Annotated in this window: 22 protein-coding genes; 8 read left to right on the top strand and 14 right to left on the bottom strand. The window is 64.4% G+C overall.

Going from position 1 to position 26,117, the window contains the following annotated elements; genetic code table 11:
* The first annotated feature begins 70 nt into the window (after positions 1-70).
* Entirely contained in the window at positions 71-1,600 is a 1,530-nt protein-coding gene (locus tag AC2FLM_RS07100) for an alkaline phosphatase family protein (RefSeq protein WP_496856818.1), read from the top strand.
* On the opposite strand, the gene AC2FLM_RS07095 is transcribed toward AC2FLM_RS07100, so the two are convergent.
* The 5 genes from AC2FLM_RS07095 to AC2FLM_RS07075 are packed head-to-tail and all read right to left on the bottom strand — an operon-like array spanning position 1,591 to position 7,014.
* Positions 1,591-2,028, bottom strand: a complete 438-nt coding sequence (locus tag AC2FLM_RS07095; RefSeq protein WP_496856816.1) for a MerR family transcriptional regulator — start codon at positions 2,026-2,028, stop codon at positions 1,591-1,593. The genes AC2FLM_RS07100 and AC2FLM_RS07095 overlap by 10 nt on opposite strands.
* Before the next feature lie 39 nt (positions 2,029-2,067).
* Positions 2,068-3,303: a Tm-1-like ATP-binding domain-containing protein gene (locus AC2FLM_RS07090; RefSeq protein WP_496856814.1), complete on the bottom strand. Its 1,236-nt coding sequence runs from the start codon at positions 3,301-3,303 to the stop codon at positions 2,068-2,070.
* Positions 3,300-4,244 carry a homoserine kinase gene (locus AC2FLM_RS07085; protein WP_496856812.1) on the bottom strand — a complete coding sequence of 315 codons (945 nt, stop codon included), beginning with the start codon at positions 4,242-4,244 and terminating at the stop codon, positions 3,300-3,302. Before AC2FLM_RS07085 ends, AC2FLM_RS07090 begins: the two co-directional genes overlap by 4 nt.
* Entirely contained in the window at positions 4,241-5,539 is a 1,299-nt protein-coding gene (locus AC2FLM_RS07080; RefSeq protein ID WP_496856811.1) for an aspartate aminotransferase family protein, read from the bottom strand. Before AC2FLM_RS07080 ends, AC2FLM_RS07085 begins: the two co-directional genes overlap by 4 nt.
* Positions 5,536-7,014, bottom strand: a complete 1,479-nt coding sequence (locus tag AC2FLM_RS07075) for an aldehyde dehydrogenase (protein ID WP_496856809.1) — start codon at positions 7,012-7,014, stop codon at positions 5,536-5,538. Before AC2FLM_RS07075 ends, AC2FLM_RS07080 begins: the two co-directional genes overlap by 4 nt.
* Positions 7,015-7,141: 127 nt before the next feature.
* Here AC2FLM_RS07075 and AC2FLM_RS07070 point away from each other — a divergent pair, with 127 nt between their 5' ends.
* Positions 7,142-8,497, top strand: a complete 1,356-nt coding sequence (locus AC2FLM_RS07070) for an aspartate aminotransferase family protein (protein WP_496856807.1) — start codon at positions 7,142-7,144, stop codon at positions 8,495-8,497.
* Positions 8,498-8,555: 58 nt separating this feature from the next.
* On the opposite strand, the gene AC2FLM_RS07065 is transcribed toward AC2FLM_RS07070, so the two are convergent.
* The gene (locus AC2FLM_RS07065; RefSeq protein WP_496856805.1) at positions 8,556-9,158 is read right to left on the bottom strand and encodes a response regulator transcription factor; all 603 of its coding nucleotides are present in this window, start codon (positions 9,156-9,158) and stop codon (positions 8,556-8,558) included.
* 275 nt (positions 9,159-9,433) lie between these two features.
* Here AC2FLM_RS07065 and AC2FLM_RS07060 point away from each other — a divergent pair, with 275 nt between their 5' ends.
* The 4 genes from AC2FLM_RS07060 (at position 9,434) to AC2FLM_RS07045 (ending at position 13,801) form a co-directional block, all read left to right on the top strand.
* Positions 9,434-9,940 (top strand): putative pterin-binding protein, encoded by a 507-nt coding sequence (locus AC2FLM_RS07060; protein WP_496856803.1) that lies wholly within the window; start codon positions 9,434-9,436, stop codon positions 9,938-9,940.
* Positions 9,941-10,024: 84 nt separating this feature from the next.
* On the top strand, positions 10,025-12,562 hold the full coding sequence (locus tag AC2FLM_RS07055; protein WP_496856801.1) for a hybrid sensor histidine kinase/response regulator: 2,538 nt from the start codon (positions 10,025-10,027) through the stop codon (positions 12,560-12,562).
* 17 nt (positions 12,563-12,579) lie between these two features.
* Positions 12,580-12,840 carry a hypothetical protein gene (locus AC2FLM_RS07050; protein ID WP_496856799.1) on the top strand — a complete coding sequence of 87 codons (261 nt, stop codon included), beginning with the start codon at positions 12,580-12,582 and terminating at the stop codon, positions 12,838-12,840.
* Between the two features lie 217 nt (positions 12,841-13,057).
* Positions 13,058-13,801 carry a Hint domain-containing protein gene (locus tag AC2FLM_RS07045; RefSeq protein WP_496856797.1) on the top strand — a complete coding sequence of 248 codons (744 nt, stop codon included), beginning with the start codon at positions 13,058-13,060 and terminating at the stop codon, positions 13,799-13,801.
* Positions 13,802-13,839: 38 nt separating this feature from the next.
* Here the strand turns inward: AC2FLM_RS07045 and AC2FLM_RS07040 are convergent, their stop codons facing one another.
* Positions 13,840-14,724 (bottom strand): LysR substrate-binding domain-containing protein, encoded by an 885-nt coding sequence (locus AC2FLM_RS07040; RefSeq protein WP_496856795.1) that lies wholly within the window; start codon positions 14,722-14,724, stop codon positions 13,840-13,842.
* 174 nt (positions 14,725-14,898) lie between these two features.
* Between AC2FLM_RS07040 and AC2FLM_RS07035 the strand changes: the two genes are divergently transcribed.
* Positions 14,899-15,975 carry an NAD(P)H-dependent flavin oxidoreductase gene (locus AC2FLM_RS07035; protein WP_496856793.1) on the top strand — a complete coding sequence of 359 codons (1,077 nt, stop codon included), beginning with the start codon at positions 14,899-14,901 and terminating at the stop codon, positions 15,973-15,975.
* Positions 15,976-15,983: 8 nt separating this feature from the next.
* On the opposite strand, the gene AC2FLM_RS07030 is transcribed toward AC2FLM_RS07035, so the two are convergent.
* The 6 genes from AC2FLM_RS07030 to AC2FLM_RS07005 all read right to left on the bottom strand — a co-directional run bounded on the left by AC2FLM_RS07030 (position 15,984) and on the right by AC2FLM_RS07005 (position 22,814).
* Complete coding sequence (locus AC2FLM_RS07030; protein WP_234176951.1) at positions 15,984-16,547, bottom strand: DUF4202 domain-containing protein; 564 nt, start codon at positions 16,545-16,547, stop codon at positions 15,984-15,986.
* Positions 16,544-17,248 (bottom strand): Crp/Fnr family transcriptional regulator, encoded by a 705-nt coding sequence (locus AC2FLM_RS07025; protein ID WP_234140625.1) that lies wholly within the window; start codon positions 17,246-17,248, stop codon positions 16,544-16,546. Before AC2FLM_RS07025 ends, AC2FLM_RS07030 begins: the two co-directional genes overlap by 4 nt.
* Positions 17,249-17,352: 104 nt before the next feature.
* Positions 17,353-18,471: a THUMP domain-containing class I SAM-dependent RNA methyltransferase gene (locus tag AC2FLM_RS07020; RefSeq protein WP_496856790.1), complete on the bottom strand. Its 1,119-nt coding sequence runs from the start codon at positions 18,469-18,471 to the stop codon at positions 17,353-17,355.
* Positions 18,472-18,526: 55 nt separating this feature from the next.
* The gene (locus AC2FLM_RS07015) at positions 18,527-18,904 is read right to left on the bottom strand and encodes a 5-carboxymethyl-2-hydroxymuconate Delta-isomerase (RefSeq protein ID WP_496856789.1); all 378 of its coding nucleotides are present in this window, start codon (positions 18,902-18,904) and stop codon (positions 18,527-18,529) included.
* A gap of 151 nt (positions 18,905-19,055) precedes the next feature.
* Positions 19,056-21,446 carry a thiamine pyrophosphate-binding protein gene (locus AC2FLM_RS07010; RefSeq protein ID WP_234140622.1) on the bottom strand — a complete coding sequence of 797 codons (2,391 nt, stop codon included), beginning with the start codon at positions 21,444-21,446 and terminating at the stop codon, positions 19,056-19,058.
* A gap of 165 nt (positions 21,447-21,611) precedes the next feature.
* The gene (locus AC2FLM_RS07005) at positions 21,612-22,814 is read right to left on the bottom strand and encodes a methionine gamma-lyase (protein WP_496856787.1); all 1,203 of its coding nucleotides are present in this window, start codon (positions 22,812-22,814) and stop codon (positions 21,612-21,614) included.
* 116 nt (positions 22,815-22,930) lie between these two features.
* On the opposite strand from AC2FLM_RS07005, the gene AC2FLM_RS07000 reads away from it, so the two are divergent.
* Positions 22,931-23,389, top strand: coding sequence for an Lrp/AsnC family transcriptional regulator (locus AC2FLM_RS07000; protein WP_234140617.1), 459 nt, complete (start codon positions 22,931-22,933; stop codon positions 23,387-23,389).
* Between the two features lie 57 nt (positions 23,390-23,446).
* Here the strand turns inward: AC2FLM_RS07000 and AC2FLM_RS06995 are convergent, their stop codons facing one another.
* Positions 23,447-25,660, bottom strand: coding sequence for an NADP-dependent isocitrate dehydrogenase (locus AC2FLM_RS06995; RefSeq protein WP_234221073.1), 2,214 nt, complete (start codon positions 25,658-25,660; stop codon positions 23,447-23,449).
* Positions 25,661-26,117 lie beyond the last annotated feature (457 nt).

The following is a 26,117-nucleotide window of genomic DNA, read 5'->3' as shown; positions in this document are numbered from 1 at the left end:
CCGGTTGGACGCTGGACAGGGAAGAGCCAACTGGCTACCCATTGGCCAACGGAAACCGGCGGGTCGCACCATGAGCAGGCAGGGCAACGTTCTTTTCATCATCATCGACCAGCTGCGGGCCGATTGCCTGTGGGGGGCGCTGGCGGATCACGTTGACTTGCCGCATCTGCGGGCGCTGGCCGAGGACGCGGTCAGCTTTCGCCGTCACTATTCGGTAACCAACCCCTGCGGCCCCTCGCGCGCCTCGATCCTGACCGGGCAATACGCGATGAATCACCGCTCGGTCCGCAACGGCACCCCGCTGCGCCACGACACGCCCAATATCGCGACCGAGATGCGCAAGGCGGGCTACTTGCCGCTGCTCTTTGGCTATACCGACACCTCGCAGGATCCGCGCGCCTATGACGCCAACGACCCGGCGCTCAGGACCTATGAATTCCCGATGAACGGGTTCCATGAGGTCACCGAGATGCGGCTGGAGATGTCCTATCCCTGGCAATCGCATCTGAAGAACCGCGGCTATGCCTTCGACGATTACGCGCAGGTCTATGTGCCCCGCCCGGACGCCGACGGCACCCCGCGCCTTAACGGGCCCGCAATGTACCGGGCAGAGGACAGCGATACCGCCTTTCTGACCGATCAGTTCCTTGCCAACATGCCCGCCTGGGCCGGGCAAAGCTGGTTCGCGCATCTCACCTATATCCGGCCGCATCCACCGCTGGTGGCGCCCGCGCCCTACAACACGATGTACGATCCCGCCAAGTTGCCGCTGCCCGCGCGGCTGTCGACGCGCGACGACGAGGCAGGTGAACACCCCTTCTTTGGTCCCGCCACCCGCTATTCCAGCCCGGCCAGTTTCGTGCTGGGCTTCCCCGATCTGGAACCCACCGACGAGACCATCCAGACCCTGCGCGCGGTCTATCTGGGCCTCGCGACCGAGGTCGACACCCATATCGGTCGGGTGATCGCGCATCTGAAGGACACCGGGCAATATGACAACACCCTGATCGTGGTCACCGCCGATCATGGCGAGATGCTGGGCGACCGCCACAGCTGGGGCAAGATGACGGTCTATGACGCCGCCTATCACACGCCGCTGATCATCCGCGCGCCGGGCTGCAAGCCGGGCCATGTGGTCGAGGCCCCGACCGAGTCAATCGACCTGATGCCCACCATCCTTGAGTGGGTCGGGCAGGAGGTTCCGAACTCGGTCGATGGCCGCTCGCTCAGGCCCTTCCTGACGGGCGAGGCCCCCTCCGACTGGCGGCAGTATTCCTTTTCCGAGCTGGATATCTCGGAACCGCTGAACCCGACGCTCTGGCAGCAGGCGTTCGGCTTTGGCCCCAGCGCTGGTGCATTGGCGATCCTGCGCGACGAACGTTTCACGCTGGTCGAATTTGCCGCCGACCTGCCGCCGATGCTGTTCGACCATCAAGGAAAGGGCGAGTTCCGCAACGTGGCGGGCGACCCCGCCCATGCGGCCGATCTGGCGCGGCTGTCCCGGCAGATGCTGCGCCACCGGATGCGCAACATGGACCACACGCTGTCGCTCTGCACGATCACCGACGAGGGGGCCAAGACCCGGCGCCGCTACGACTGAACCGGGGCTTCCGAGCCGTGATCGGTCAGGCATTCGGCATGGTCGCGCAACACTTCGAGCACGCGGCAATCGCTACCGCGATGGCCGTCGCAACTGTCGATCATCCGCTGCAACTCGGTCTCCAGCTCGCGTAGCCGGGCCAGCCGCTGTTGAACCTGCGCCAATTGTCGCCGGGCAATAGAGTCAGAGGCCGAGCAGCTTTGCCCCGGCTGGTCGTTCAGCGCCAGAAGCTCGCGGATCGCATCCAGGCCAAAGCCCAGCTGCCGCCCGTGGCGGATAAAGGCCAGCCGGTCCAGCGCGGCCTCATCATAGCGGCGCTGCCCGCCTGCGGTGCGCCCGGCCTCGGGCATCAACCCGATCTGCTCGTAATAGCGGATGGTCTGCACCTTGGTGCCGGTTCTGCCGGCAAGGGTTCCAATCGTATACATGGTCAAAACCTACAGCGCATGTAGGTTATTGACCAGAGTTCAAGCCCCCTTGCCGACCAGCCCCCGCGCCACCCAATCGTCGAACACCGCCAGTGCACGGTCCGAGAACGCGGCATCGTTGATATGGGCATCCAGCTCGATCAGTTGGGCATTGTCCGGGCAGGCGCTGCGGATCTCGTCACAAAAGGCCGCCAGCCCCTCGGCATCATGCAGCGGCGCGCCGGGGCGGTCCCATTCGTTGCAGCCCCCGGTGGGCAGCATCAGCGTCACCGGACCCTGTGCGCCCGCCAGTTTGCCACAGATGGCCCGGGCAACCTGCCGCCGCTCGTCCGCCTCCAGCACCGCCGAGGTCAAGAGGCGGTTATGGGCGTGGCTGGGCCGGTCGGCCAGCGCAGCAGGCGGCGCCTGCCAGCCGACATAATCAACCAGATCGTAACAGCCCGGCGCCACCAGTTGCGGGGTGCCTTGCCTGCCTGCATTGGTCATCCGGTCGGCCCCCGCCGAGAGACCGCCGAAAAGGTGGTTGGCCACCTCCTGCGGCGCGAAATCGAACACGGCGGCAAAGGCGCCCTCGGCCGCAAGGCTCTCGAACGCGCGACCGCCCATGCCGGTGGCGTGGAACACCGCCACCTCGTATCCGCGCGCCTCAAGCGCCGGTTTCAGGCTGACCATATAGCGCAGCACCGTCTTGCCAAAGCTGGTCATGCCGATCAGCGGCCGGTCGCGATGCGGCGCCTCGACCGCGCGCGCGGCCCCCAGCACCGCCCCCGCGGCCTGGCTGAGCGAGGCCTTGCAGATCGAATTCAGCCCATAGAGCCCGCCCGCCCAGAGGATCATCTGCACATCCGCCGGGATCCGCTCGGGCGGCAGCAAGGGTGAGAACGAGACGGTCGAGACGATGTATTTCGGCACCCCAAGCGGCAGTGCCGCGCACAGGTCCAGCGCCAGATCGGTGCCCATGGTGCCGCCCAGCACGATCACCCCGTGAATCCGGCCCGCACGATACAGCTCCAATGCCTTGGCCGCCGCACCGGCGGCCATGATCTGCATCGCGGCATTCTCGTCACCGCTGTCGATGGCCGCCTGTATGGAACTGCCCCCGGCCTCGGCCACCTCATGCTTGGAGACATCCGTGGGCCGGGACGGATCGCCCAGCACGCTGACATCCATCGACAGCACGCCGCCCCCTTGCGCCGCGATCACGCCGGCAAGGTAATTCAGCTCGTCATCCTTGGTGTCATAGGTGCCCGCGATCAGGATCGTCTTGTCGCTCATCTCAGCCTCTCCTCCATGAAATCTCCGGCCAGCCGCAGCGCGGTGTCCAGCATGCGTGTCGATCTTTGCCGCCCGCCCGGTTCGTCCAGCCGCGACAGGATCCAGCCCGGATAGGTCAGCGCCCGCAGCAGCAGCATGAAATCGAGCGTGCCCGGGTCGACCTTGCGGCGCACGGCATAGCCCGCGCACAGACCCGCCCTCAGTCGGCCGTATTCGGGCTGGCCGATTAACTTGACCAGAACCGTGGCAAGGTCGAAATCCCGATATCCCCAGGCGCTATCGTCGAAATCTATGAACGCCACGCGATCGTGGTCGACCAGCACATTCTCGGCGACCAGATCGGCATGGATCAAGCCCTGATCGGCATCGGGGGCGAACCCTTCGAACCCGGCCAAAGCCCGCTGGCGGGTTGCGATCATCAACTGCCGCTGCTCGGGGTCGAGGTCAGGGTGTTCCCAGAACCGACCCCAGAGCGGGTCCGGCCCCAGCAACCCCGACCGCCGCCAGTCGGGACGCTGGAAACCGATGGGCGGTTTCCAGCGGTCCGACAGATCGTGCATCCGGGCCATCTGCGCCCCGATGATATGGCCCATGGCCTCGGCATCCAGTCCCGGCGCTAAGCGCCCCATTTCGCCCAGAGGACGGCCCTCGAGCCATTCCAGCAGGCTGACATGCCGACCCTCGACCCGGCCCAACAACGTGCCATCCACCTGACGCACCGGTTGCGGAACCAGCAGTTCCGCCTTGCCCAGCATCTCCATCCAGGCAAGCTCCGAGTGCAACTCGGCCTCGCTCCGGTAACCGGGCCGGTGAAAGCGCAACGCATAGTGGCGCGTGCCGTCCGACACCTTCCAGACCTCGTTTTCCCGCTGCGCGGCCAGCTCATGGCGGGCCCCGTCGAGGCCCCAGAGTCTCAAGGCGCGGGCGACGAGAGCGGTCACGGCACTAACGGCGTTTCGGACAGGACGGTGTCCAGTGTTTCGATCAACTGGTCTGCATTGGCACGGCTGAACGGCATCGGTGGGCGGATCTTCAGTGTGTTGTAATGGATGCCCAGGAAATTCAGCAGCACGCCCCGGTGCCGCATCGCGTTGGCGACCCGCTTGGCAAAGGCGGTGGCGGGGGTCTTGTCGGCCCGGTCCAGCACCATCTCGGCCCCGAAGAACAGCCCCGATCCGCGCACATCGCCGATGCATTCATGCCTCGCCCCAAGTTCGCGCAATCCCTCGCGGGCATACTCACCCACCGCGCGCGCGTTCTCCATCAACCCTTCGTCCTGCACCACCTTCAGCGTTGCAAGCGCGGCGGCCGCCGAAACCGGGTTTCCGCCGAAGGTGTTGAAATAGCGGAACCGCTCGCGAAACGCGGCCATGATCCCGGGGCTGGTCACCACCCCGCCCACCGGATGGCCGTTGGCCATCGGCTTGCCCAGGGTCACCACGTCAGGCAGAAAGCCCGCCTTCTGGTGACCCCAGAAATGGCTGCCCAGACGGCCAAAACCCGGCTGCACCTCATCCGCGATCACGATGCCACCGGCGCGGCGCACGACCTCGATTGCGGGGGCGAGCCATCCGGTCTCCAGCGTGGGAAAGCCTTCATTGGCGAAGTACGGGCAGATGATCAGGCAGGCGAGCTTGTGTCCGCGCGCGGCCAGTGCCGCGATCTGCCCCTGCACGGCGGCGGCAAACGCCTGTGCATGCGCCGGACCGGGAACGCCGCCCAGGGGGCGATAGCTGTCGGGTGCGGGCACAAAGGCCATGTTGTCCCAATACCCGCCGGGCGGCGGATTGGTGCGCGACAGTTGCGACACCGCTGTCGTGTTGCCGTGATAGGTGTGATCGGTCGCGATCACCCCGGTGTTGCCGGTAACCGCCTGCGCCATGCGCAGCGCGATATCGTTCGCCTCAGAGCCTGTGCAGGTCAGGATCGCGGTGTCCAACGGCGCATCGAATGTCGCGGTCAGCGCCTCGACATAGTCGAGGATACCCTCATGCAGATAGCGGGTATGGGTGTTCAGCGTCGCGGCCTGCGTCGCAATGGCCTCGACCACGCGGGGGTGACAATGCCCCACATGCGGCACATTGTTATAGCAATCGAGGTACTTGTTGCCCTCACTGTCCCACAGCCAGACCCCCTGCCCGCGGACCACATGCACCGGTTCGTCATAGAACAGGCTGACATTCGGCCCCAACAGGCGCGCGCGCCGGTCTAGAAGGGTCTGGGTCTCTGGCGTCATAGCTGCATCCAGGCGGTTTTCAGATCCACGTATTTGTCCAGCGCATGCAGGCTCTTGTCATGGCCGTTACCCGACTGGCCGACGCCGCCCAAAGGCACGGTGCCGTCAGCGCCGCCATAGGTGTTCACATGCACCACACCGGCGCGGATGGCGCGCACCATCCGATGGGCGCGGCTCAGGTCCGAGGTCCACAGACCCGAGGCCAGACCATAGACGGTGGAATTGGCCAGATCGACCGCCTCTGCCTCGGTGTCGAAGGCGCTGACCGCCAGCACCGGGCCAAACACCTCCTGCTGGTTCAGCGTCGCGTCGCGCGCCACACCGGTCATCACCGTGGGCTGCATGTAATATCCGCCCGTCACCTCCAGAATGCGCTGGCCGCCGAGCGCGCAATCGGCGCCCTCGGCCAAGGCGGTCTCGACAAAACGCAGGTTCTGCTCCAGCTGCGCCGCCGAATGCACCGCCCCCACGGTCGAGCCCAGATCGAGCGGGTCGCCCACCCTCAGCGCGCTGGCATGGCGGCAGAGCGCATCGACGAATTCGTCATGGATCGACCGTTCGACGATCAGACGCGAACCCGCGACACAGACCTGCCCCGAATTGCGAAAAATGCCCGCCGCCGAAACCTTGGCCGCATGATCCAGATCGGCCACATCACCAAAGACCACATTGGGCGACTTGCCGCCCAGCTCAAGGTAACAGCGTTTCAGGTTCGAGCGGGCGGAATATTCCAACAGCCGCCGCCCCACCGCGCCCGAGCCGGTAAAGACCAGAATGTCGATCTCCATCGACAGGCCCATCGCCTCACCCACCTCGGATCCCTTGCCGGTCACCACGTTGAACACGCCCTCGGGCAGCCCCGCCTCCAGCGCCAGTTCCGCCAGACGCAGGATCGAGAGCGAGGCGCTTTCGGCCGGTTTGACCACGATGGAATTGCCCATGGCCAGCGCCGGCGCGATCTTCCACGCGCCGATCATCAGGGGGAAATTCCACGGCAGGATGGCGCCCACCACCCCCACGGGTTCCTTATGGACAAGGCCCAGAATGTCACCCGCAGTCGGCGCGATCTCGCCATAGACCTTGTCCAGCGCCTCGGCGTAGTAACGAAAGGTCCCGGCAGCCGAGCCGCTTTCGGCCTTGAAGGCCATCGAGATCTCGGTGCCGTTGTCGCGCACCCCCTGCACCGCAAGGTCCAGCGCCTCACCCTCGATCAGCTCTGCCAGGCGGGTCAGCACCTTCTTGCGGGCGGCGGGCGGTTGCCCCGCCCAGACACGGGTGTTGAACGCATGGCGCGCGGCGGCCGTAGCCCGTTCAACCTCGCGAGAACCGCCCCGCGCGATCTGCGTCAGAACGCTCCCGTCGATGGGCGAGATCACGTCAAGCGTCTCGCCCCCAGTCTCGACCCTGCCACCGATCACATGGCCGCGCGGCGGGATCACGCGGGTTCGCAGGGCGTCGATAGCTGCCTGATCCATGGCCGGGGTCCTCCATCTCAATCGGTTCATTATTCAAACCATCGTTTCATAAAATGCTTGTCATAGAGAAATCCCTGTGTCAAGCATGAGCCAAAGAGACCTGCCGCGACACGAGGGAGAGGAACCGATGAAAACCGCCAATTTCATCAAGGAGAACAACGCCCGCCAGTTCTGGCAGCCGATGACTCATCCCGCCGATGCCCAGGCCAATCCGCCCAAGATCATCACCGGTGCCTCCGGTGTCCGCATCCGCGATATCGACGGGCACGAGACGATCGACGCGGTCGGCGGGCTGTGGAACGTCAATCTGGGCTATTCCAACGACGCGGTGAAACAGGCCATTGCCGGGCAGCTCGACAGCCTGCCCTATTACTCGACCTTCCGCGGCACCACCAACGATGCCGCCATCGAACTGGCCTATGACCTGTGCGACTTCTTCGCCCCCGAAGGCATTCAGCGCGTGTTTTATACCTCGGGCGGTTCGGACAGTGTCGAGACCGCGCTGCGGCTGGCGCGGCAGTATCACAAGCTGCGCGGACAGCCCCAGCGCACCAAGTTCCTGTCGCTGAAGAAAGGATACCACGGCACCCATTTCGGCGGCGCCTCGGTCAATGGCAACAACAAGTTCCGCACCGACTACGAACCGCTGCTGCCGGGCTGTTTCCACATCCCCGCCCCCTATACCTATCGCAACCCGTTCAACGAAACCGACCCGGCGCGGCTGGCGCAGCTGTGCGCGCAGGCGCTGGAGGACGAGATCGCCTTTCAGGGGGCCGAGACGATCGCCGCCTTCATCATGGAGCCGATCCTGGGCGCGGGCGGGGTGATCCCGCCGCATGAAAGCTTCATGCCGATGGTACGCGAAATCTGTGACCGCAACGGCATCCTGCTGATCGCCGATGAGGTGATCACCGCGTTCGGCCGCACCGGCGCCTGGTCGGGGTCGCGGCTGTGGGGGGTGCAACCGGACATGATGTGCACCGCCAAGGCGATCACCAACGGCTATTTCCCCTTTGGCGCGGTGCTGATCGGCGCGCGGATGACCGAGGTATTCGAGGGAGATACCAGCGGCAAGGGCGCAATCAGCCACGGCTATACCTATTCCGGCCACCCGGTGGGCGCGGCTGCGGCGGTGATCTGCCTGAAGGAAACACTGAAAGCGGATGTCGCCAGCAATGCCGCCGCGCGGGGGGCCGAGCTGTATTCCGGCCTGCAAGCGCTGGCCGCGAAACACGAAATGATCGGCGATGTACGCGGCGGTCATGGTCTGATGGCGGCACTCGAGGTGGTCGCCGACCGCGCCAGCAAGGCCCCCGCCAACGCCACCACGATGAGCACCGTCTACGAGACGGCGTACAGGGCCGGGGTAATGCTGCGGGTCTCGGGCCCCAATATCATCCTGTCGCCGCCACTCGTGCTGAGCGCGCAGGATGTCGCGGACATCCTGTCAGCGCTCGATGCGGGCTTTGCCGCGCTGGGTTGAGCACCGAGCGGCATGATCGCATCAAAGGTTGTCCGGGCGGCATCCTCGACAAGACGGTTCACGAAAAACCGTTCTCGCGGGCAAGCATCGCGGCATGGGTGCGGTTCTTGGCATTCATCTTCTTCGTCAGGGCCCGGACATGCATCTTGACGGTGGTCTCGTGCACGGCCAGTTCACGCGCGATTTCCTTGTTGGACCACCCGTTACAGATGCCTTGCAAAACATCCTTTTCCCGGCCCGTCAGTTCCCATGGCGTTTCCTCTGCCTCACCGAACAGGAAATCGAACGGCGCGAATACCTCGCCCTCGACCATGAACCGGACCGCCAGCACCATTGAACGCGCGTTCATGGTTTTCGGAATGAATCCCGCAGCGCCAAACGCCAAGGCATTCTCGGCAATCCGTCGGGACGCCGCGCCCGACAGCAGCGCCACGGGACGATCGGCGTTAAGCGAGATCATTCGCTTGAGACCGTTCAAGCCATCCATCCCTGGCATGTCATAGTCGAGCAAGACCAGATCGAATGCACCGTCCCGTTCGACGATGTCACAGGCCTCGGTCAGGTTGTCCGCCTTCTCCACCCGAACATCCATCTTTGCCTCGATAAAGGCACCGATGGTCTCGCGTACCAGATGGTGGTCGTCAGCAATCAGTATCCGCATGGGTATCTTGAATTCTTCAAAGCCTGTTCAACCGAGTTGTCCGATCGTATTCGCCCTTCCCTTTGGTCAATTCATATCAAAATGGGCAAACCCAAAGAAGCGCGTTGGATCACCGCGTCCCGGTTCATTGGCGTGTGCGCGCAAACCTTCGATCCCAGAATACGTTCTAAAGTATAGGATCATACGCTAACGATAGGCTGCTTTACCGTCTTTTTTCTGCAATCACTGTGCCACATACCCAGCACCCCGTCGTGGACAGAAGAAAGGAAGTGGACGTGATCAGAGCTGTTGCCGCATATCTTGCCGTTCTGGTGATGTCTGTGCTTCCCGCAGGGGCGGGAACGCTTTCCGATCCGACCGGACCTGTGGTCCTGACGGTCACGGGTAAGATCGGAAACGGCAATACATCGGGGGTGGCTGCCTTCGACCTTGAGATGCTCAAGGCCATGGGCACCGCCGAGATCACGACATCGACAATCTGGACTTCGGGTCTCGTGACATTCACCGGAGTGCGTCTGGCCAAGCTGCTCGAACATGTCGACGCCCAGGGCAGCACCCTTGAGGCGACAGCCATCAACAACTACTCCATCGCAATACCGATTTCCGATGCCACGGACGATGGACCGATCATCGCCTATCTGCGCGACGGCAAGCACATGAGCATCCGGGACAAGGGTCCGCTCTGGATCATCTATCCCTATGACCAGTCGGCCGCGTATCAGACCGAACTGATCTACTCTCGCAGTATCTGGCAACTCGACCGTATCGTCGTGGCCGACTGATCCCGGCCGTGACCGGCGGAGTGGCCAGCCTTGACGCGCATGACATTGAAAAAATACCTCAGGAGCGGCGCCACCGGCGCTGTCTTGACGTTGCTGCTCGGCATGGTCGTGGTCAGCACGGTCAGCGTGGTGAACCAGTTCGCTGCGTTTCGGCGCGCGGATTCCGACAATATCCCCTGGAACCTGGCCCAGGCCGAAGTCGAATACCTGCAATTCCGGCTCGAGCTCGAAACCCTGCTCACCCAGGGTGCAGCACCTGGGGCACAGGACAGCATCGACGCGGTAAGACGCAATTTCGACGTGCTCTACAGCCGGATCGCAACCATATCCGAAAGCCCGCTCTATTCAGAGGTCCGCGAAAACCCCCGATCCGCGGGTTCCTTTGACGCCATCCAACGCTATTTCGACTGGGCTGTCCCGATCATCGACGCAAGCGATGTAGAGTTGCTTGACCGATGGGCGGAATTCACCCGTGAAACGCGAACGATCGGCGCGCATCTGCGCAATCTCTCCCTCTCCGGGGTTGCGGTTTCGACACTGCAATCGGATCGTGGCCGGCGCGACGTCCTGTCGGCGCTGTCCATCGCCGGTCTTTCCACCCTGTTGCTGTTCCTGCTGCTTGCGGGCGTGATCCTGATAGTCTGGAACACGAGCCGAAAGCTGCGCCGCTCGATGTACGAGGCCGAGATGACGGGCGCCCGGCTTTCCTCGGTCATTTCGACATCGCCGGTTCCGATTGTCGTCAGCGACAAGAAAATGCGCATCATCGAATACAACATGGCAGCCGAAGCGTCATTCGGCTTTTCCAGGGCCGAGGCGATCGGCGCCGATGTCGGCACGCTGCTTGTACCGCGCGATCTGCGCAAGGCACACAAGGCCGGCGTGCACCGGTACTTTGCAACCGGGCATGCCACGCTCATCGGACGCAAGGGCAACCGGTCACGCGCCTTGCGTAGCGACGGGACCGAGTTTCCGGTCGAGATCTCGCTTTCCAGCGGCAACGGTCCCGATGGCCGCATCTTCGTGGCTTACATCCGTGACCTTACCCTCGACCTCGAAAAGGAGGGCGAACTGAGAGAGGCGCACCACATCGCATTGGCCGGGGAACGCGCCAAGGAGCGGCTGTTGAACACCATGAGCCACGAGATGCGCACGCCCCTGCACGGTATCATGGCGGCGCTCGAACTGCTCGGGAACACCAGACTGACCGAAACCCAGCTGCGCTACATGCGGGTCACCGAGAACGCCGCCGCGACATTGCTTCATCACGTCAACAACGTTCTTCAGGTGGCCAGCGATACCTCGAAACACCTGCGCATCGAAGCCGCGGTCTGCGACCTGCACGAACTGGTCTCGGGCGTGATCGACCAGCAGCGCATTCTCGCTGCAAAGAACGGCAACGCCTTGTCTCTGTCCGCTTTCCCGGCAGAATTGGGATATGTCGAGGTCGACGCGCATCACCTGCGGCAGGTGCTGGTCAACCTGCTGAACAATGCGGCCAAGTTCACCCATAACGGCACGATATCCCTCAGGGTTCTCGTTCACTCCGCCACCGGCGAGCTGGAGTTTCGCGTGCAGGATGACGGTATCGGCATCGCGCAGGACGACCAGGTTCGCATCTTCGACGATTTCTTTACACAAGACGCGTCCTTTTCGCATCTCAGTTCCGGCACCGGTCTGGGGCTGGGCATCACGCGTCGGATCATCGCTGCCATGAACGGCAGTATCGGGGTCACAAGCAGTCCCGGTGAGGGCAGTACGTTCTGGTTCCGAATCCCTCTGATCCGTGCGCGGGAACCGGCGCCAGACACGGAAAATCCGGCACGCGACGACATCGCCGAGCCTGCCGACGGCGCCTCTCTCGGGGCGCTCGACGTTCTTGTGGTCGAAGACAACGAGATCAACCGGATGGTGATCGGCGAGGCGCTGGCAGCAGCCGACATCAAGGTGACGATGGCCAGCGATGGCCTCGAGGGGGTCGAACTGGCAGCTCAGCAGCGTTTCGACTGCATCCTGATGGATATCAGCATGCCGGGCATCAGCGGCGTCGACGCCTTGCACCTGATCCGCAAGGGAAATGGCCTTTCAAAGGATACGCCGGTCTTTGCGGTCACCGCACATGTGCTTGCCGACGACCGGAAACGCTTTGTCGAGGCGGGTTTCGACCGGGTCATCGCCAAACCGTTTTCGTTCAAGGCGCTGGTTGACGAGATCGCCTCGGCGGCAAGCGGGCAGGCCCCCGGTCCGTCATCGCCAGAGACAACCGAAGCCGCGCTGATCAATCCGGCGAACATCGAAGAGATGCGGCTGACTTTTGGCCCCGACAAGGCCGCCGATCTTCTTGCCGCCTTTCTCGACGATGGCCGGAAAAGCCTGGACCGGGTAACCAATCTGGCACAGCGCAGGGAACAGGATCTGGCGGCAGTCGCATCCGAATTGCATCGGTTCAAGGGGACCGCCGCCATTCTCGGTGCCGAAGCATTGGTCGCGCGTCTACAGGACCTCGAACTTCAGGCCGCCCGTCACAACTCTCCGCCGTCCGGGGAACAGCTTTCGGAACTCGGCCGATTGCTGGATCGCTCCGTCGTGTCGTTGCAGGAGGTCATTGCCGATGCGGATTGATCACCTGACTGGAAACCATGGGCGCCGACGATTTGCACGGTGAAGCCGTCGGCATAGGCTTTGGCGGCATCGACGATGAACGCGGAGAGCCACAGGGCAAAGCAAGTCAGGACGACGAGTTCGACAGACGCGAAACTGTCTTGCTTTCGAAAGAAGGACTTGAGCATTTACGTTTGTTTCCTCTTCGAGATCAGGATGCGCGAAACCTCCGACAAGCCCTACCACCCAATAGATTTGTCGCCCGGCAAGCGGCGAAGGGCAAACCGTCATCGGGATGACAATGGCTGTCTTTCAGACATCGGCCCTATCGCAAGATAGCTGCCTTGCGGTATAGAAATCCCTGGCCTGCCGCTTTCGATACCATGTGATCTTTTGGACGTAATCATCCTGATCCTTCGATCTGCCCCCGATGCGCATCGGGGGGTAACGTGTCGAAAACCTTAGCGCTGCGACATTCTCCGCCGGTAGTCTGATTAATAAAACGAGGCAGAGCAAATGTTGCAAGACCGTTCCTTTACCGGGATTCCGTTGTCGCATGGCACCGGCCCGTTCCACTGTAACGCACGGCCTGAACCCCAGCGGGACGACGGCATGTCGATTGTCCGGCGTCTGGGCGAATTCCTCGGGTTCGATCAGGACGCGGTCGACCGCACCCTCTCTTATGATCCCGACAGATTCACCGGCTTTCTGCCCGGCACGCGGATTGCGACCAACCTTGGCTGGCGCCCGGTTGAGGCAATCGCCGCCGGCGATCTGGTCGCAACCTTCGACAGCGGGCCAAGACCGGTCACGGCCGTGACCAGAGAGCGCATCGCGATGTCCAGAGCGATGCCCCTCTTGGCCATCGCACCGGGGGTGATCGGTAACACGCGTGAGATGGTCATGCTGCCCAATCAACCGGTGATGATCGAAAGCGACACCGCCGAACTGCTGCTCGGGGATCCGTTTGCCGTTGTTCCCGCGATTACCTTGGACGGCGTAGAAGGTGTAACGCGCCTGACGCCGACCGCCTATGCCGAGGTGATAAAGCTGCATTTCAACGATGACGAGATCATCTATGTAGAAGGCGGGGCGCTGTTGCTGTCCTTTGCCCATTTGCCCGGAACGCTGGACCTGGGTCTGATGAACCCCGTCTCGACAGAGCGCTATTGCGTCCAGCGCGGGGCGTTGCTCGAATACTTGCTGCACGGGTTCAATCAGAACCAGCCGTCCGGACAGGCCTGTGAAATCAGACTATGAAACCGGTTCAATGATGGACCCGGCCCCGCTTTCCACCCTCAACCCGCCATGCGGATCGGCGGGTCGCGCGTCAGCGCCTCCAGAAACGCCCGTTGCGCGGGCGAGACATAGGCGGATTTGCGGCGGATGAAATCGGTGGTCACCTCGGCCTCGCCCGGCTCCAGCGGGTGCAGGGCCAGACCCGCCTCGCCCCAGACACGGGTAACCAGCCGGCGCGGCATCAGGGTAATCCCGACCCCCGCCGCAACGCCCGCGCGAATGGCGTCGAGCGTGCCGAATTCCAGCGTCCGCACCCCCACCACACCGCGCCGCGCCAGCACATCCTCCAGCCGCTGACGATAGGAACAGCCCAGCCGCAGCACCAGCTGGCGCACCCCCGGCGCGCCCAGAACCTGACCCAGGCTGCGCCCGTCGCGCCGAGCCACGATGCACAAATCCTCGCGAAACACCGGCGTCGCCTCCAGATCGGGATGCGCCACCGGCCCGCAGACCAGCGCCCCCTCGACCCCATGGGCCAGCACCATCTCGACCAGTTCGCGGCTGGTTCCGGTCTGGATCGACAGGTCCACCGCCGGATGCGCCCCGGCGAACTCGGACAGGACCGGCGCCAGATGCAGCGCCAGCACCGTTTCCAGCGCCCCCAGGTTCAGCGGCCCCTCGGGCGCGCCATCCTGGGTCATCGCCTTACGGGCATCGGCCAGCAGGGTCATGACCTGACGCGCATAGGGCAACAGAACCTCGCCCGCCGCCGTCACCGCGACCCCGCGGCTGTGGCGATGAAACAGCACCACCCCCAGATCATGTTCCAGATTGCGGATGCGGGTGGTGACATTCGACTGCACCGTGTTCAGCTCGGCCGCCGCGCGGTTCATGTTCCCCACGCGCGCCACACAGTCGAAGAAACGGAGATCGGCAATGTCCATGCGTTCACTTTTCCAGATTGATCGTGGCCCTTGGCATTCCAAGGAAGGATAGTGCGCTCGCCCTGCCCTGCCAATGATATCTCGATCCCCGATAGCTCCGATCGCAGCTCTTCATTGGGTTCCGGCGACAATCGGGCCTAGTATCAGGGCAACACCAGCAAGGCAGGGTCCGACATGTACCGAAACAGCTTGATGGAGCGTCTGGCGCTCGACCATCCGATCATCCAGGCGCCGATGGCCGGCGGCGGCGACACGCCCGAGATGGTGATGGCGGTGGGCAAGGCCGGCGGGCTGGGCAGCATGGGGGTGTCCTATCTGCAACCCGACCGGATCGGCGCCAATGCCGCCCGCGTGCGCGAGGGCAGCAATGCGGGCTTTGCAGTCAACCTGTTCGCGCCGCTCGATCCGCCACCCTTTCCCGCCGATCCAGGCCCCGCGCTCGATTTCGTGCGTCCGCATTACCAGGCGCTGGGGATCACCCCGCCCGGCACGATCAACGGGGCCGAGTTCGATTTCGAGGCGCAGGTGGAGCAGGTGCTGGACAGCGGCGCCTCGGTCTTCAGCTTTGCCTTTGGCATCATGCCCGACCATGTCATCGACCGCGCCCGGCAGCGCGGCATGCTGGTGATGGGCACCGCCACCAGCGTCGCCGAGGCGCAGGCGCTCGAGGCGGCGGGCGTCGATGCGGTGATCGCGCAGGGCGCCGAGGCGGGTGGCCACCGGGCCGGGTTCGGCGCCGATCTGACCCGCGCCATGGTGGGCACCATGGCGTTGGTGCCGCAGGTGGTCTCGGCTGTCGGCGTGCCGGTGGTCGCCTCGGGCGGCATCACCGACGGGCGCGGCATCGCCGCCGCGCTGGCGCTGGGGGCAAGCGCGGCACAGATCGGCACCGCCTTTCTGACCACGACCGAGGCGGGTATCCCCGAGGCGCACAAACAGGCGATCCTGACCGCAAAAGAGACCGACACCACCCTCACCCGCGCCTTTTCCGGGCGCCCGGCACGCGGCATCCGCAACCGTGTCATCGCCGATGGCGAGGCGATGCCCGAACGCCTGCTCGACTTTCCCTATCAGAACGCGCTGACCCGCGCCCTGCGCGCCGAGGCCGCCAAGCAGCAGAACCCGGATTTCCTGTCACTCTGGGCCGGTCAGGGGCTGGGTCTGGCGCGGCGGCTGTCGGCGGCCGAGCTGATGCAACACCTGGTCGAAGAGATGCAGGCCGCTCTGGCCAGCGCGGCGCGCTACGGCTGAGGCCCGGTTCAGCCCGCGAACGCGGCGGCCAGATCAGCGGGCAGGTCGAATTCCTCAAGCACCCGTGCACGCGCGGGCGCCGACATCTTGCGCGCGGTCTTTTCGACGATGTCCTGCACCTTCTCCGGGCTGTGCTTGGCCGCGAAGGGTGCGAAATACCAACGCAGGAAGACGAAACAGATCACATCCTCCAGCGCCTGCACCAGCGCGTCGCGCTTGATGCCTTCCTTGCGCAGCATCCGGCCCGCCGCCTCTATCTCCTCGGCGCCATATCCGGCCTCGGACATCAGCCCACTCACCACCTCGGCATGATGCACCGCCTGCGCCCGGCGCCAGGCCAGGTATCCGGCGCGGCCCTCGGGGTATGTCGCACGCGCCAGTTTCCAGCGTTCCACATGCTGGCCGCGCGCGGCGATCTGCAACACATCCGGCGCATCGGGCACCAGCCGTGCCAGTTCGGCGCTCATTCGTTCGCCGTATAGCAGCGCCTCGGGCCGCCCCTCGTCCAACCGGGGATCGGCGCTGTTGGCGCTATCGATGGCTGCCAGAACCGCCTGCAAACGGGTCGTCATGACTTGCTCCAGCTATCGGCCGGATCGCTTTCGGCATAGTCGCGCAACATCGCCACATCCTCGATATCGGCATGGTTGCGCTGAACGGTCACCCCCGCCGCCTTGAGCCGCGAGAAGGCGCGGCTCAGGCTTTCGGGCTTCATGCCCAGACGGCCCGCGATCAGCATCTTGTCATAAGGCAGCGTCACCTCGCAGGGTCCCTGCTCGCAATCGCACAGCTCCAGCAGGAACTCCGCCACCCGCTGCGCGCCGGTCTGCGCCTTGAGCTGTTCCAGCTGCGCCACCAGCGAATGCAGATGGCCAAACGTGGTGGCCAGGATCGAGATACAGATCTCGGGGTCGCGCCGCATCAGCGAGACAAAGACGGGGCTGGGAATATGCATCACGTCGCAGGGGGTCACCGCCTCGGCCGAGACCGGATAGGGCATGTTGCGCAGCGCCACCGCCTCGCCAAAGCTCTCGCCCCGGGTGAACACGCTGACCACCGCCTCGGACCCGGTCGGCGTCATCCGGAACAGCTTGACCCAACCGTCGATCACAACATGGATCGCCTGCGCCTTTTCCTCTTGCAGGAACAGCGTCTCGCCCCGGTCATAGCTGCGCCAGACCGCCTGATTCAACAAGGCGTCCACATGCTGTTCCGGCAACGACCGGATCAGCAGCGAATTGCGCGCAATGGCTTTCTGTGCCTCGTGGGCCACGGGTCTCTCCTGTCTCGGGCGACTTGGGGTCAGACTAGACCGGTTGCCCGCGCGACGCATCTGCCTTTTGTCCCCGCGCGCGTCAAGCAGCTTTGTCAGCGCTATCAGCGCAACCGGGCCGACTGGTAAAGCCGCACCTTGATGCCACCATGATCGACCACCGGGCCGGGCGCCTGAAACGGCAGCCGGGTCGCCCGCGCCAGGCTCATCTCTGAGGTGATCAGCCCGACACGCCAACCGCTGAAGCGCTCCATCAGCACCTTGCCCAGACTGCCGTAGAGCGCGCGCAGCCGCGCCTGATCGCCGATCCGCGCGCCATAGGGCGGGTTGACGATGACCAGTCCGGGCCGCCCCTCGGGCGGGCGGATATCGCTGACCGGGCGCTGATGAAACGCGCAGAAATCGCTGACGCCCGCGCGGGTCGCATTGGCGCGGCTGGCCTCGATGGCGCCCGCGTTGCGGTCCGAACCGCAATACAGGCTCTCGGGCCTGCCACCCGCGCCCGCCGCGGCGCGCAGCGTCTGCCACTGGGCGGCATCGAACCCCGCCAACTGTTCAAAGGCAAAGCTGCGCGTGCGCCCCGGCGCCAGCCCGGCCGCCCATTCCGCCGCCTCGATCACGAATGAGCCCGAGCCGCACATCGGGTCGAGCACCGGCTCGACCCCGTCGAACCCGCATTGACGCAGGAACAGCGCCGCCATGGTCTCGCGCATGGGGGCCTTGCCCACCGCCTCCTTGTGGCCGCGCTTGTGCAGCGCCTCGCCTGATGTGTCGATGGAAAAGGTGCAGAAATCGCGCTCGATCCGCAGCATCAGGCGAATATCGGCATCATCCGAGATGGGGGCACCCAGTTCCTCGGCAAGGGCGCGTTCGACGCGCTGCTTGGCGGCGCCTGCGTGATAGATCTTGGACTTGCGGCTGACCGCTTCGACCCGAACAGGCACATCCGCGCGCAGGAAATCGCCCCAGGCGAACTTGCGCGCCCGCTTGTCGAGCTGCGCCAGATGCACCGCCGGAAAGCCGCCGATCCGCACCAGAACCCGGCCCGCGCCGCGCAGCACCAGATTGGCGCGCATGACATCGGACCAGGACCCGCGCGTCTCGACCCCGCCGGGCACCACGCGCGGTTCGGCAAAACCGCACTCGGATGCCTCTTTGGCCAGAGGCTGTTCCAGCCCCGGCGGGGCGATCAGGAAAATGTCATAGCTTTGCGTCTTGTCCATCCCCGGCAATTACAGCGGATCGCACAGAGGGGCTAGGGCAATCTCTGGTCCGGATTCAGAGGTGATCGCGGATCGAGCCGGTCTTGGGCGACAGGTCCGGGTCGATATCGCGCATCTCCAGCGATAGGGCCAGCGAGCGCTGCGCCATGACCGGGGCGACAAAGGCGCGGACCGCTTCGAAGACCTCGTTGGCAGCGGCCTGTTTCACCTCGGGCGCGCGGCCCGCGCGCAGCCGGATCGAGATGTCGATGAACCCGTGTTTCGGATCGCCGTCGGCAATCGCCCAGTGATCGGCACGAAAGGCGCGCACCCGGATGCCCGGCATGGGAAAGGTGTCGATCCCCTCGGCGGTGGCGCGGATCACCTCGCAAAGCGCACCGATATCCAGCGCGTCCTCGAGGTTGCCGGAATAGTCGACGATGAAATGCGGCATGGCCTCCTCCTCGCACCAGGGTCAGGCGGCGCGGTGGCACAGGATTTCAAGTGAAATCCTGTGAGCAGGGATTTCCTTAAATCCCTGCCCCCTTGACCCGCGACCCGAGCCTGTAACAGGTTAATCACTCTCCCGCAGGCGGGGGCAAGCCCTATCCGACCAGCCGCGCCGGTTGCCCCGGGCGACCGGCCGTCAGCCCCTCGACCCGCCCGACAATCGCGCCTGCGTCGATGCCGAAATGGCGGTAGAGATCGCCAATGGTGCCGGTCTGGCCGAAATGCTCCACCCCCAGCGGGATGGTCCGGTGCCCGGCCACCGATCCCAGCCAGCCCAGCGTCGCCGGATGCCCGTCGATCACCGTCACCAGATGGCAATGCGGCGGCAATTCGCCCATCAGCCGTTCGATATGCGACAGCGCCGCCGGGTTGCCGCGTGCCCGCGCCCGCTGCGCGGCGGTCCAACCGGCGTTCAGCCGGTCGGCCGAGGTCACCGCCAGCACACCGACATCGCGCCGTGCCTCACCCAGCAGCCCGGCGGCGCGGATCGCCTCGGGCGCCACCGCGCCCTGATAGGCGATCACCACCTCGGCATTGGGCCCCGGCTTGCGCAGCCAATAGGCACCGTCGATGGCGCCCTGTCGAAAGGCATCGTCCACCCGCTTGCCCGGCTGCTCGATCGGATTGGTCGAGAGCCTGAGATAGACGCTGCCCCCGGTCTCGTCACGCAGCCAGGTGCGCTCGTCCGGGTCGCCCTCGCCATCGCGTTGCAGATAGTCGAACGCCCATTCCATGATCACCGCCAACTCGTCGGCAAAGGCGGGTTCGAACGCGGCCAACCCGTCCTGGCTCATCCCGATGAGCGGCGAGCCGATGGATTGATGCGCCCCGCCTTCGGGCGCCAGCGTCACACCCGAGGGCGTGCCCACCAGCATAAACCGCGCATCCTGGTAACAGGCATAGTTCAGCGCATCGAGGCCGCGCGCCACAAACGGGTCATAGACCGTGCCGACCGGGATCAGCCGCTTGCCGAACAGCGAATGGCTCAGCCCCGCCGCCCCCAACAGCAGCATCAGGTTCATCTCGGCGATGCCCAGCTCGATATGCTGACCCTTGGGCGTGAACTCCCATTTCGCGGTCGAGGGGATCTTGTGCTCGATAAACGCGTCAGCCTGATCCTTGCGCGCGAACAGCTTGCGCCGGTTCACCCAGGGACCAAGGTTGGTGGTCCCCGTCACATCGGGCGAGGTGGTGACGATGCGCGCCGCAAGCTCGCTGTCGCCCTTGCTGAGATCGTCCAGCACCTTGCCAAAGGCGGCCTGGGTCGAGATCTCGCGGTCGCTCGCAATCTCGATCCCCGGCACCGCAAGGCGGGCATCGGAGAACCGCCGCCGCCCCTTGGCGAAAAACGGCACACCGTCCAGAAAGGCGCGCAGCGCACCGGGGTCGGCGACGGTGGCCAGCGGCTCCCATTCCTGCCCCTCGGGCACGCCCATATGGGCCTGCCAGGCGGCAAACTGGGTCTTGTTCATCAGCCCGCCATGATTGTCCTTGTGGCCCGCGATGGGCGTGCCCCAGCCCTTGACCGTATAGGCCAGGAAACAGGTGGGCCGGTCATGGTCGATGCCGGCAAAGGTCTCGGCCATGGTGGCCACGCAATTGCCGCCCAGGTTTTCCATCAACTCGGCCAGTTCGTCATCGCTGCGCCGGTCGAGCAAGGCGGAAACGTCGCCCTGATCGCCCAGATCCTCCATCAGCCGCTTGCGCCAGACCGCGCCGCCCATGAAAGTCAGCGCCGAATACTGCTGGTTCGGGCAGGCGTCGATCCAGTCGCGCAGCTTGTCACCGCCCGGTTCGGCAAATGCCGCCCGTTGCAGCGCGCCATACTTGATCCGCACCACGTCCCAGCCAAAGGCGTCGAAAATCTTCTCGACTCGTTCGAACAGACCCTCGCGCACGATCCCGTCCAGCGACTGGCGGTTATAGTCGATGATCCACCAGCAATTGCGCAGGTCGTTCTTCCACCCCTCTTGCAGGGTCTCGTAAACATTGCCCTCGTCCAGTTCGGCATCGCCCACCAGCGCCACCATCCGGCCCATGGGCGCGCCCTGCCCCCAGTCCTTGGCGGCGATGTAGTCCTGCACCAGCGCGGCAAAGGCGGTCACGGCCACGCCCAGCCCCACCGAACCGGTCGAGAAATCGACGTCATCCACATCCTTGGTCCGGCTGGGATAGGATTGCACCCCGCCATAACCGCGAAAGTTCTCCATCCGCGCGCGGTCGAGGTTGCCCATCAGGTACTGGATGGCATGGAACACCGGGCTGGCATGGGGTTTCACCGCCACTCGGTCCTCGGGTCTGAGCGCACTGAAATAAAGCGCCGTCATGATAGACACCATCGAGGCCGAGCTGGCCTGATGGCCGCCGATCTTGATCCCGTCCACCTTGGGGCGGATGTGATTGGCGTGGTGGATCATCCAGTGCGACAGCCACAGGATGCGCTGTTCGATGGTCTTGAGGTGGCTAAGGTCCTGCGGCGTGCTCATCGGCGCTCTCCTTGCAATGCGGGATCAGACCCGTCCGGCGAAGTCTATCATTTCCCTGCCCCGGTGGCGCGGGATTTCAACGCCGGGTTTGCCCCGCGCATCGGTCCGGTCAGGGGTATTCGGGGGCCGCGCGCCCCTCCCCGAGGCGCGCGGCCGCCACCGCCCTCAGGCGGCGGCCTGAACCTGGGGCGCGTCCAGCGACTGCGCCAGATCGGCCAGAATGTCCTCGACCTCTTCCAGACCGACCGACAGCCGGACCAGCCCGTCGCTGATGCCATGCTCGGCCCGTTCCTCGGGCGTATAGGTGGAATGGGTCATCGAGGCCGGATGCTGGATCAGCGTCTCGGCATCGCCCAGCGATACCGCCCGCGCGATCATATTCAGCCGGTTCATCATCGCCCGGCCCGCATCTATGCCGCCCTTCAGCTCGAACGCGATCATCGCGCCGGGCTGGGCCATCTGCCGGTTTGCCAGCGCGTGCTGGGCAAAGGACGGCAGACCGGGGAAATAGACCTCGCCCACCGCCGGATGCGCGGCCAGCCATTCGGCCACCACCTGCGCCGAGGCGCAATGCCGGTCCATCCGCAGCGCCAGCGTTTTCAGCCCGCGCAGGATCAGCATCGCGTTGAACGGGGCCATGACGGCGCCGGTCATGTCCTTCATGCCATAGAGGCGGATCTCGGCGATCTGCTCGGCACCGCCCACCACAAGGCCCGCCACCACATCGCCATGACCGCCCAGATATTTGGTGGCCGAATGCAGCACGATATCGGCGCCCATCTCGATGGGCCGGGTCAGATAGGGCGTGGCATAGGTATTGTCGACCACGACCGAGGCACCGGCGCCATGCGCGATCTCGCTCACCGCCGCAATATCGACCAGCCGCATGTTCGGGTTGGCGGGTGTCTCGAAATAGACCACGCGGGTCTTGTCGCTGATCGCGGTTTTCAGGTTCTCGGGATCGGTCAGGTCCACATGGGTGATGGTCACCCCCCATTTCGCCAGCCCATGCCGCATGTAAGAGAAGGTGCAGCCATAGAGCGTCTTGTCCACGATCACCTCATCCCCCGGCGACAACAGCGTCCACAGAACGGCGGTAATCGCGCCCATCCCCGAGGACAGCGCCAGCCCCGCCTCGGCCCCTTCGAGCGTGGCGATACGCTGTTCCAGCAGGTCGAGCGTCGGGTTCGAGATGCGCGAATAGATATGCCCCTGACGCTCGCCCGCGAACATCTCGCCCCCGGCCTCGGCGGTCTCGAAGGCAAAGGTCGAGGTCAGATGCAAGGGCGGCGTCAGCGCGCCCTCGTGGTCCAGCGGGTCATAGGCGTGGTGGATGGCGCGGCTGGCAAAGCCCTTGGCATGGGTCATGGCGGGATCTCCTGATCTGGTGTTGCGGTCAGGATAGCCAAGCCAAACAGCGATGAGATTGCTATTTCTGCCAACTTGATATTCAATATTGGCAGTTTCTGCCAAGAAAGACAAAAATGGATAGCAAAGATCGCCAGATCATCCGCGCCCTGCAACAGGACGGGCGCATGACCAACCAGGACCTGGCCGAAAAGGTGAGTCTCTCGCCCTCGCCCTGCTTGCGCCGCCTGCGCAATCTTGAAAAGAGCGGCGCCATCCGGGGTTTTGCCGTCGACGTGGACCCGGCCGCCTATGGGCTGCCGATCACCGTCTTTGTCCGCATCCGGCTGGAACGCCACAATCAGGAGGACGTGCAGCGGTTCGAAACCCGCGTGCGCCAGATCGACGAAGTGCTGGAATGCCACATCATGACCGGCGCGATGGATTACCAGCTGCGGGTGGTGGTGTCGGGGCTGGATGCCTACGAACAGTTCATCCGCACCCGCATCCACCCCATCGGAGGCATCGCCTCGATCGACACCAGTTTCGTCTACAGCACGGTGAAGAAGACGGCGGTGTTCCCGCGTCTGGGCTGACATGAAAAAGGGCGCGGGGGTTGATCCCCGCGCCCCTGAACTTTCAAACCATCAGGCTCAGCCGATGATCGCGTTCAGCGTCGCAGACGGCCGCATGATCGCCGCCTTCTTCTCGGCCGAAGGCTTGTAATAGCCGCCGATATCGGCGGATTTGCCCTGGGCTGCGGCCAGTTCGGTCAGGATCGCCTGCTCGCCATCGGCCAGCGCCTTGGCCAGCGGGGCGAATTCGGCGGCCAGATCGGCATCGTCGGATTGCGCCGCCAGCGCCTCGGCCCAGTAGCGGGCGAACCAGTAATGGCTGTCGCGGTTGTCGGGCTGACCCACCTTGCGGCTGGGGCTGCGGTTGAAGTCCAGAATACCCTGGGTCGCCGCCTCGGCGGCACGGCCCAGTACCCCGGCCTTGGCATTGCCCCGGCTGTCGGCGAGGAAGTTCAGGCTTTCCCCCAGTGCGCAGAATTCCCCCATCGAATCCCAGCGCAGGTGGTTTTCCTCGACCAGCTGCTGCACATGTTTCGGGGCCGAGCCACCGGCGCCGGTCTCGAACAGCCCGCCGCCCTGCATCAGCTTGACGATGGACAGCATCTTGGCCGAGGTGCCCAGTTCCAGGATCGGGAACAGGTCGGTCAGGTAGTCGCGCAGCACGTTGCCGGTGATGGCGATGCTGTCCTTGCCCGCGGTGATGGTCTTGAGCGATTGCGCCGTCGCCTCGCGCGGGGCCAGGATCTGGAACTTGTCGGCCACGCCCGCCGCTTCGAGCGCCGGTTTGACATAGGCGATCAGCTGCGCGTCATGGGCGCGATTTGCGTCCAGCCAGAAGATTGCCTCGGACCCGGTCAGGCGCTGACGGTCCATCGCCAGCTGGATCCAGTTCTCGATGGGCGCCTTCTTGACGGTGCAGGCGCGCCAGATATCGCCCGCCTCGACCGCATGCGAATGCAGCACGTCGCCATTGGCCAGCACGATACGGATGGTGCCGTCTGCGGGTGCCTCGAACGTGGTCGGGTGCGACCCGTATTCCTCGGCCTTCTGCGCCATCAGGCCAACGTTGGCCACCGACCCGGCGGTGGTCACGTCCAGCGCGCCGTTGGCCTTGAAGAAGTTGATGGTCTCGTCATAGACGGTCGCATAGCAGCGGTCGGGGATCACGCAATTGGTGTCGCCCTTGGCGCCGGTCTCGTCCCAGCCCTTGCCGCCCGCGCGGATCACGGCGGGCATCGAGGCGTCGATGATCACGTCAGACGGAACGTGCAGGTTGGTGATGCCCTTGTCGCTGTCGACCATGTACATGGCCGGACGATCCGCCTTGACCGCCTCGATGGCGGCCAGGATCTCGGCGTCGCCCTTGACCCGCTCCAGCAGGTCGCCCAGGCCGGAATTCGGATTCACACCAAGCGCCGCCATGCGGTCGCCGAACTTCTCGAACACCGGCGCCAGCCAGGCCTTGACCGCGTGGCCAAAGATGATCGGGTCCGAAACCTTCATCATCGTCGCCTTCATATGCAGCGAGAACATGGTGCCGTCGGCCTTGGTGTCCTCGATGGCATCGGCCAGGAAGGCACCCAGCGCCTTGACCGACATGAACGTCGCATCGGCAACCGTGCCTTCGTCCAGCTGCCAGTTCTTCTTCAGCTCGGTCACGCTGCCATCGGCGCCGATGAACTCGATCCGCGCCTTGCCCGCCTGCGCGGCGGTGATGGTGGCCGATTTCTCGTTGGCATAGAAATCGTTGCCCGGCATCGAGCTGACCTTGGTTTTCGAGGTCGAGACCCATTCCCCCATCGAATGCGGGTTCTTCTGCGCATAGCTCTTGACCGCCTTGGCCGAACGACGGTCCGAGTTGCCTTCGCGCAGGACCGGGTTCACCGCCGAGCCCTTGATCGCGTCATAGCGCGCACGGATCTCCTTTTCCGCATCCGTGGCGGGCGCCTCGGGATAGGACGGGATGTCGTAACCCTGGTTCTGCAATTCCTCGATCGCGGCCACCAGCTGCGGCACCGAGGCCGAGATGTTGGGCAGCTTGATCACATTGGCGGTGGGCGTCTTCACCAGCTCGCCCAGGGCGGCCAGATCGTCGGACTGACGCTGATCGGCGGTCAGGTTCTCGGGGAAGGTCGCGATGATGCGGCCCGCCAGCGAGATATCGGGCGTTCCAACCGTGATATCCGCCGCCGAAACGAACTTGCGGATGATCGGCAGGAACGAGGCGCTGGCCAGCTCCGGCGCTTCGTCTACAATGGTATACAATATGTCGGAGTTCATTTTATCAGCCATATTCTCTTACCTTTTCTAGCCTTTCCTGGGGCGTGCGATCCGAGAGTGTGTTGCCACATCCATTGCGGCGCGGGGGAATCGGGCCTTTGGTCCGACACCGGTTACTCTGATTTGACAGGCTCCCCATACATGGGCGCGCGCCGCGTTTCAATCGAGGGAGACTGCGCATTTTGCCCCAGTCTGCGCAAATCCGCGTGCGTGGGTGACTAGGGCGCGGAAACTGTCCGGAATCATATGTGCAAAATCAGAGCGTTTTGCTCATTGGTGACGCATCAGGTCTCGTCCTTGCGGGTCGGGTCGCATCAGCATGGTCGGGCAAGCGCACCCGAGGTATCGCGCCGGACGGCGGCTATGTGGAATGAAACTGGCCTTGAAGCAGCTTGATCGTCGCGAGACGCTGGCAAGATACTGCTCAACTGTATAGCTTTAACCCATTGTCGAATTCGGACTTCAGGTG

The sequence above is a fragment of the Ruegeria sp. SAZD011 genome (genome assembly GCF_059612545.1).
Note: the sequence above shows the minus strand (reverse complement) of the source record. Positions and strands in the feature narration are given on the sequence as shown.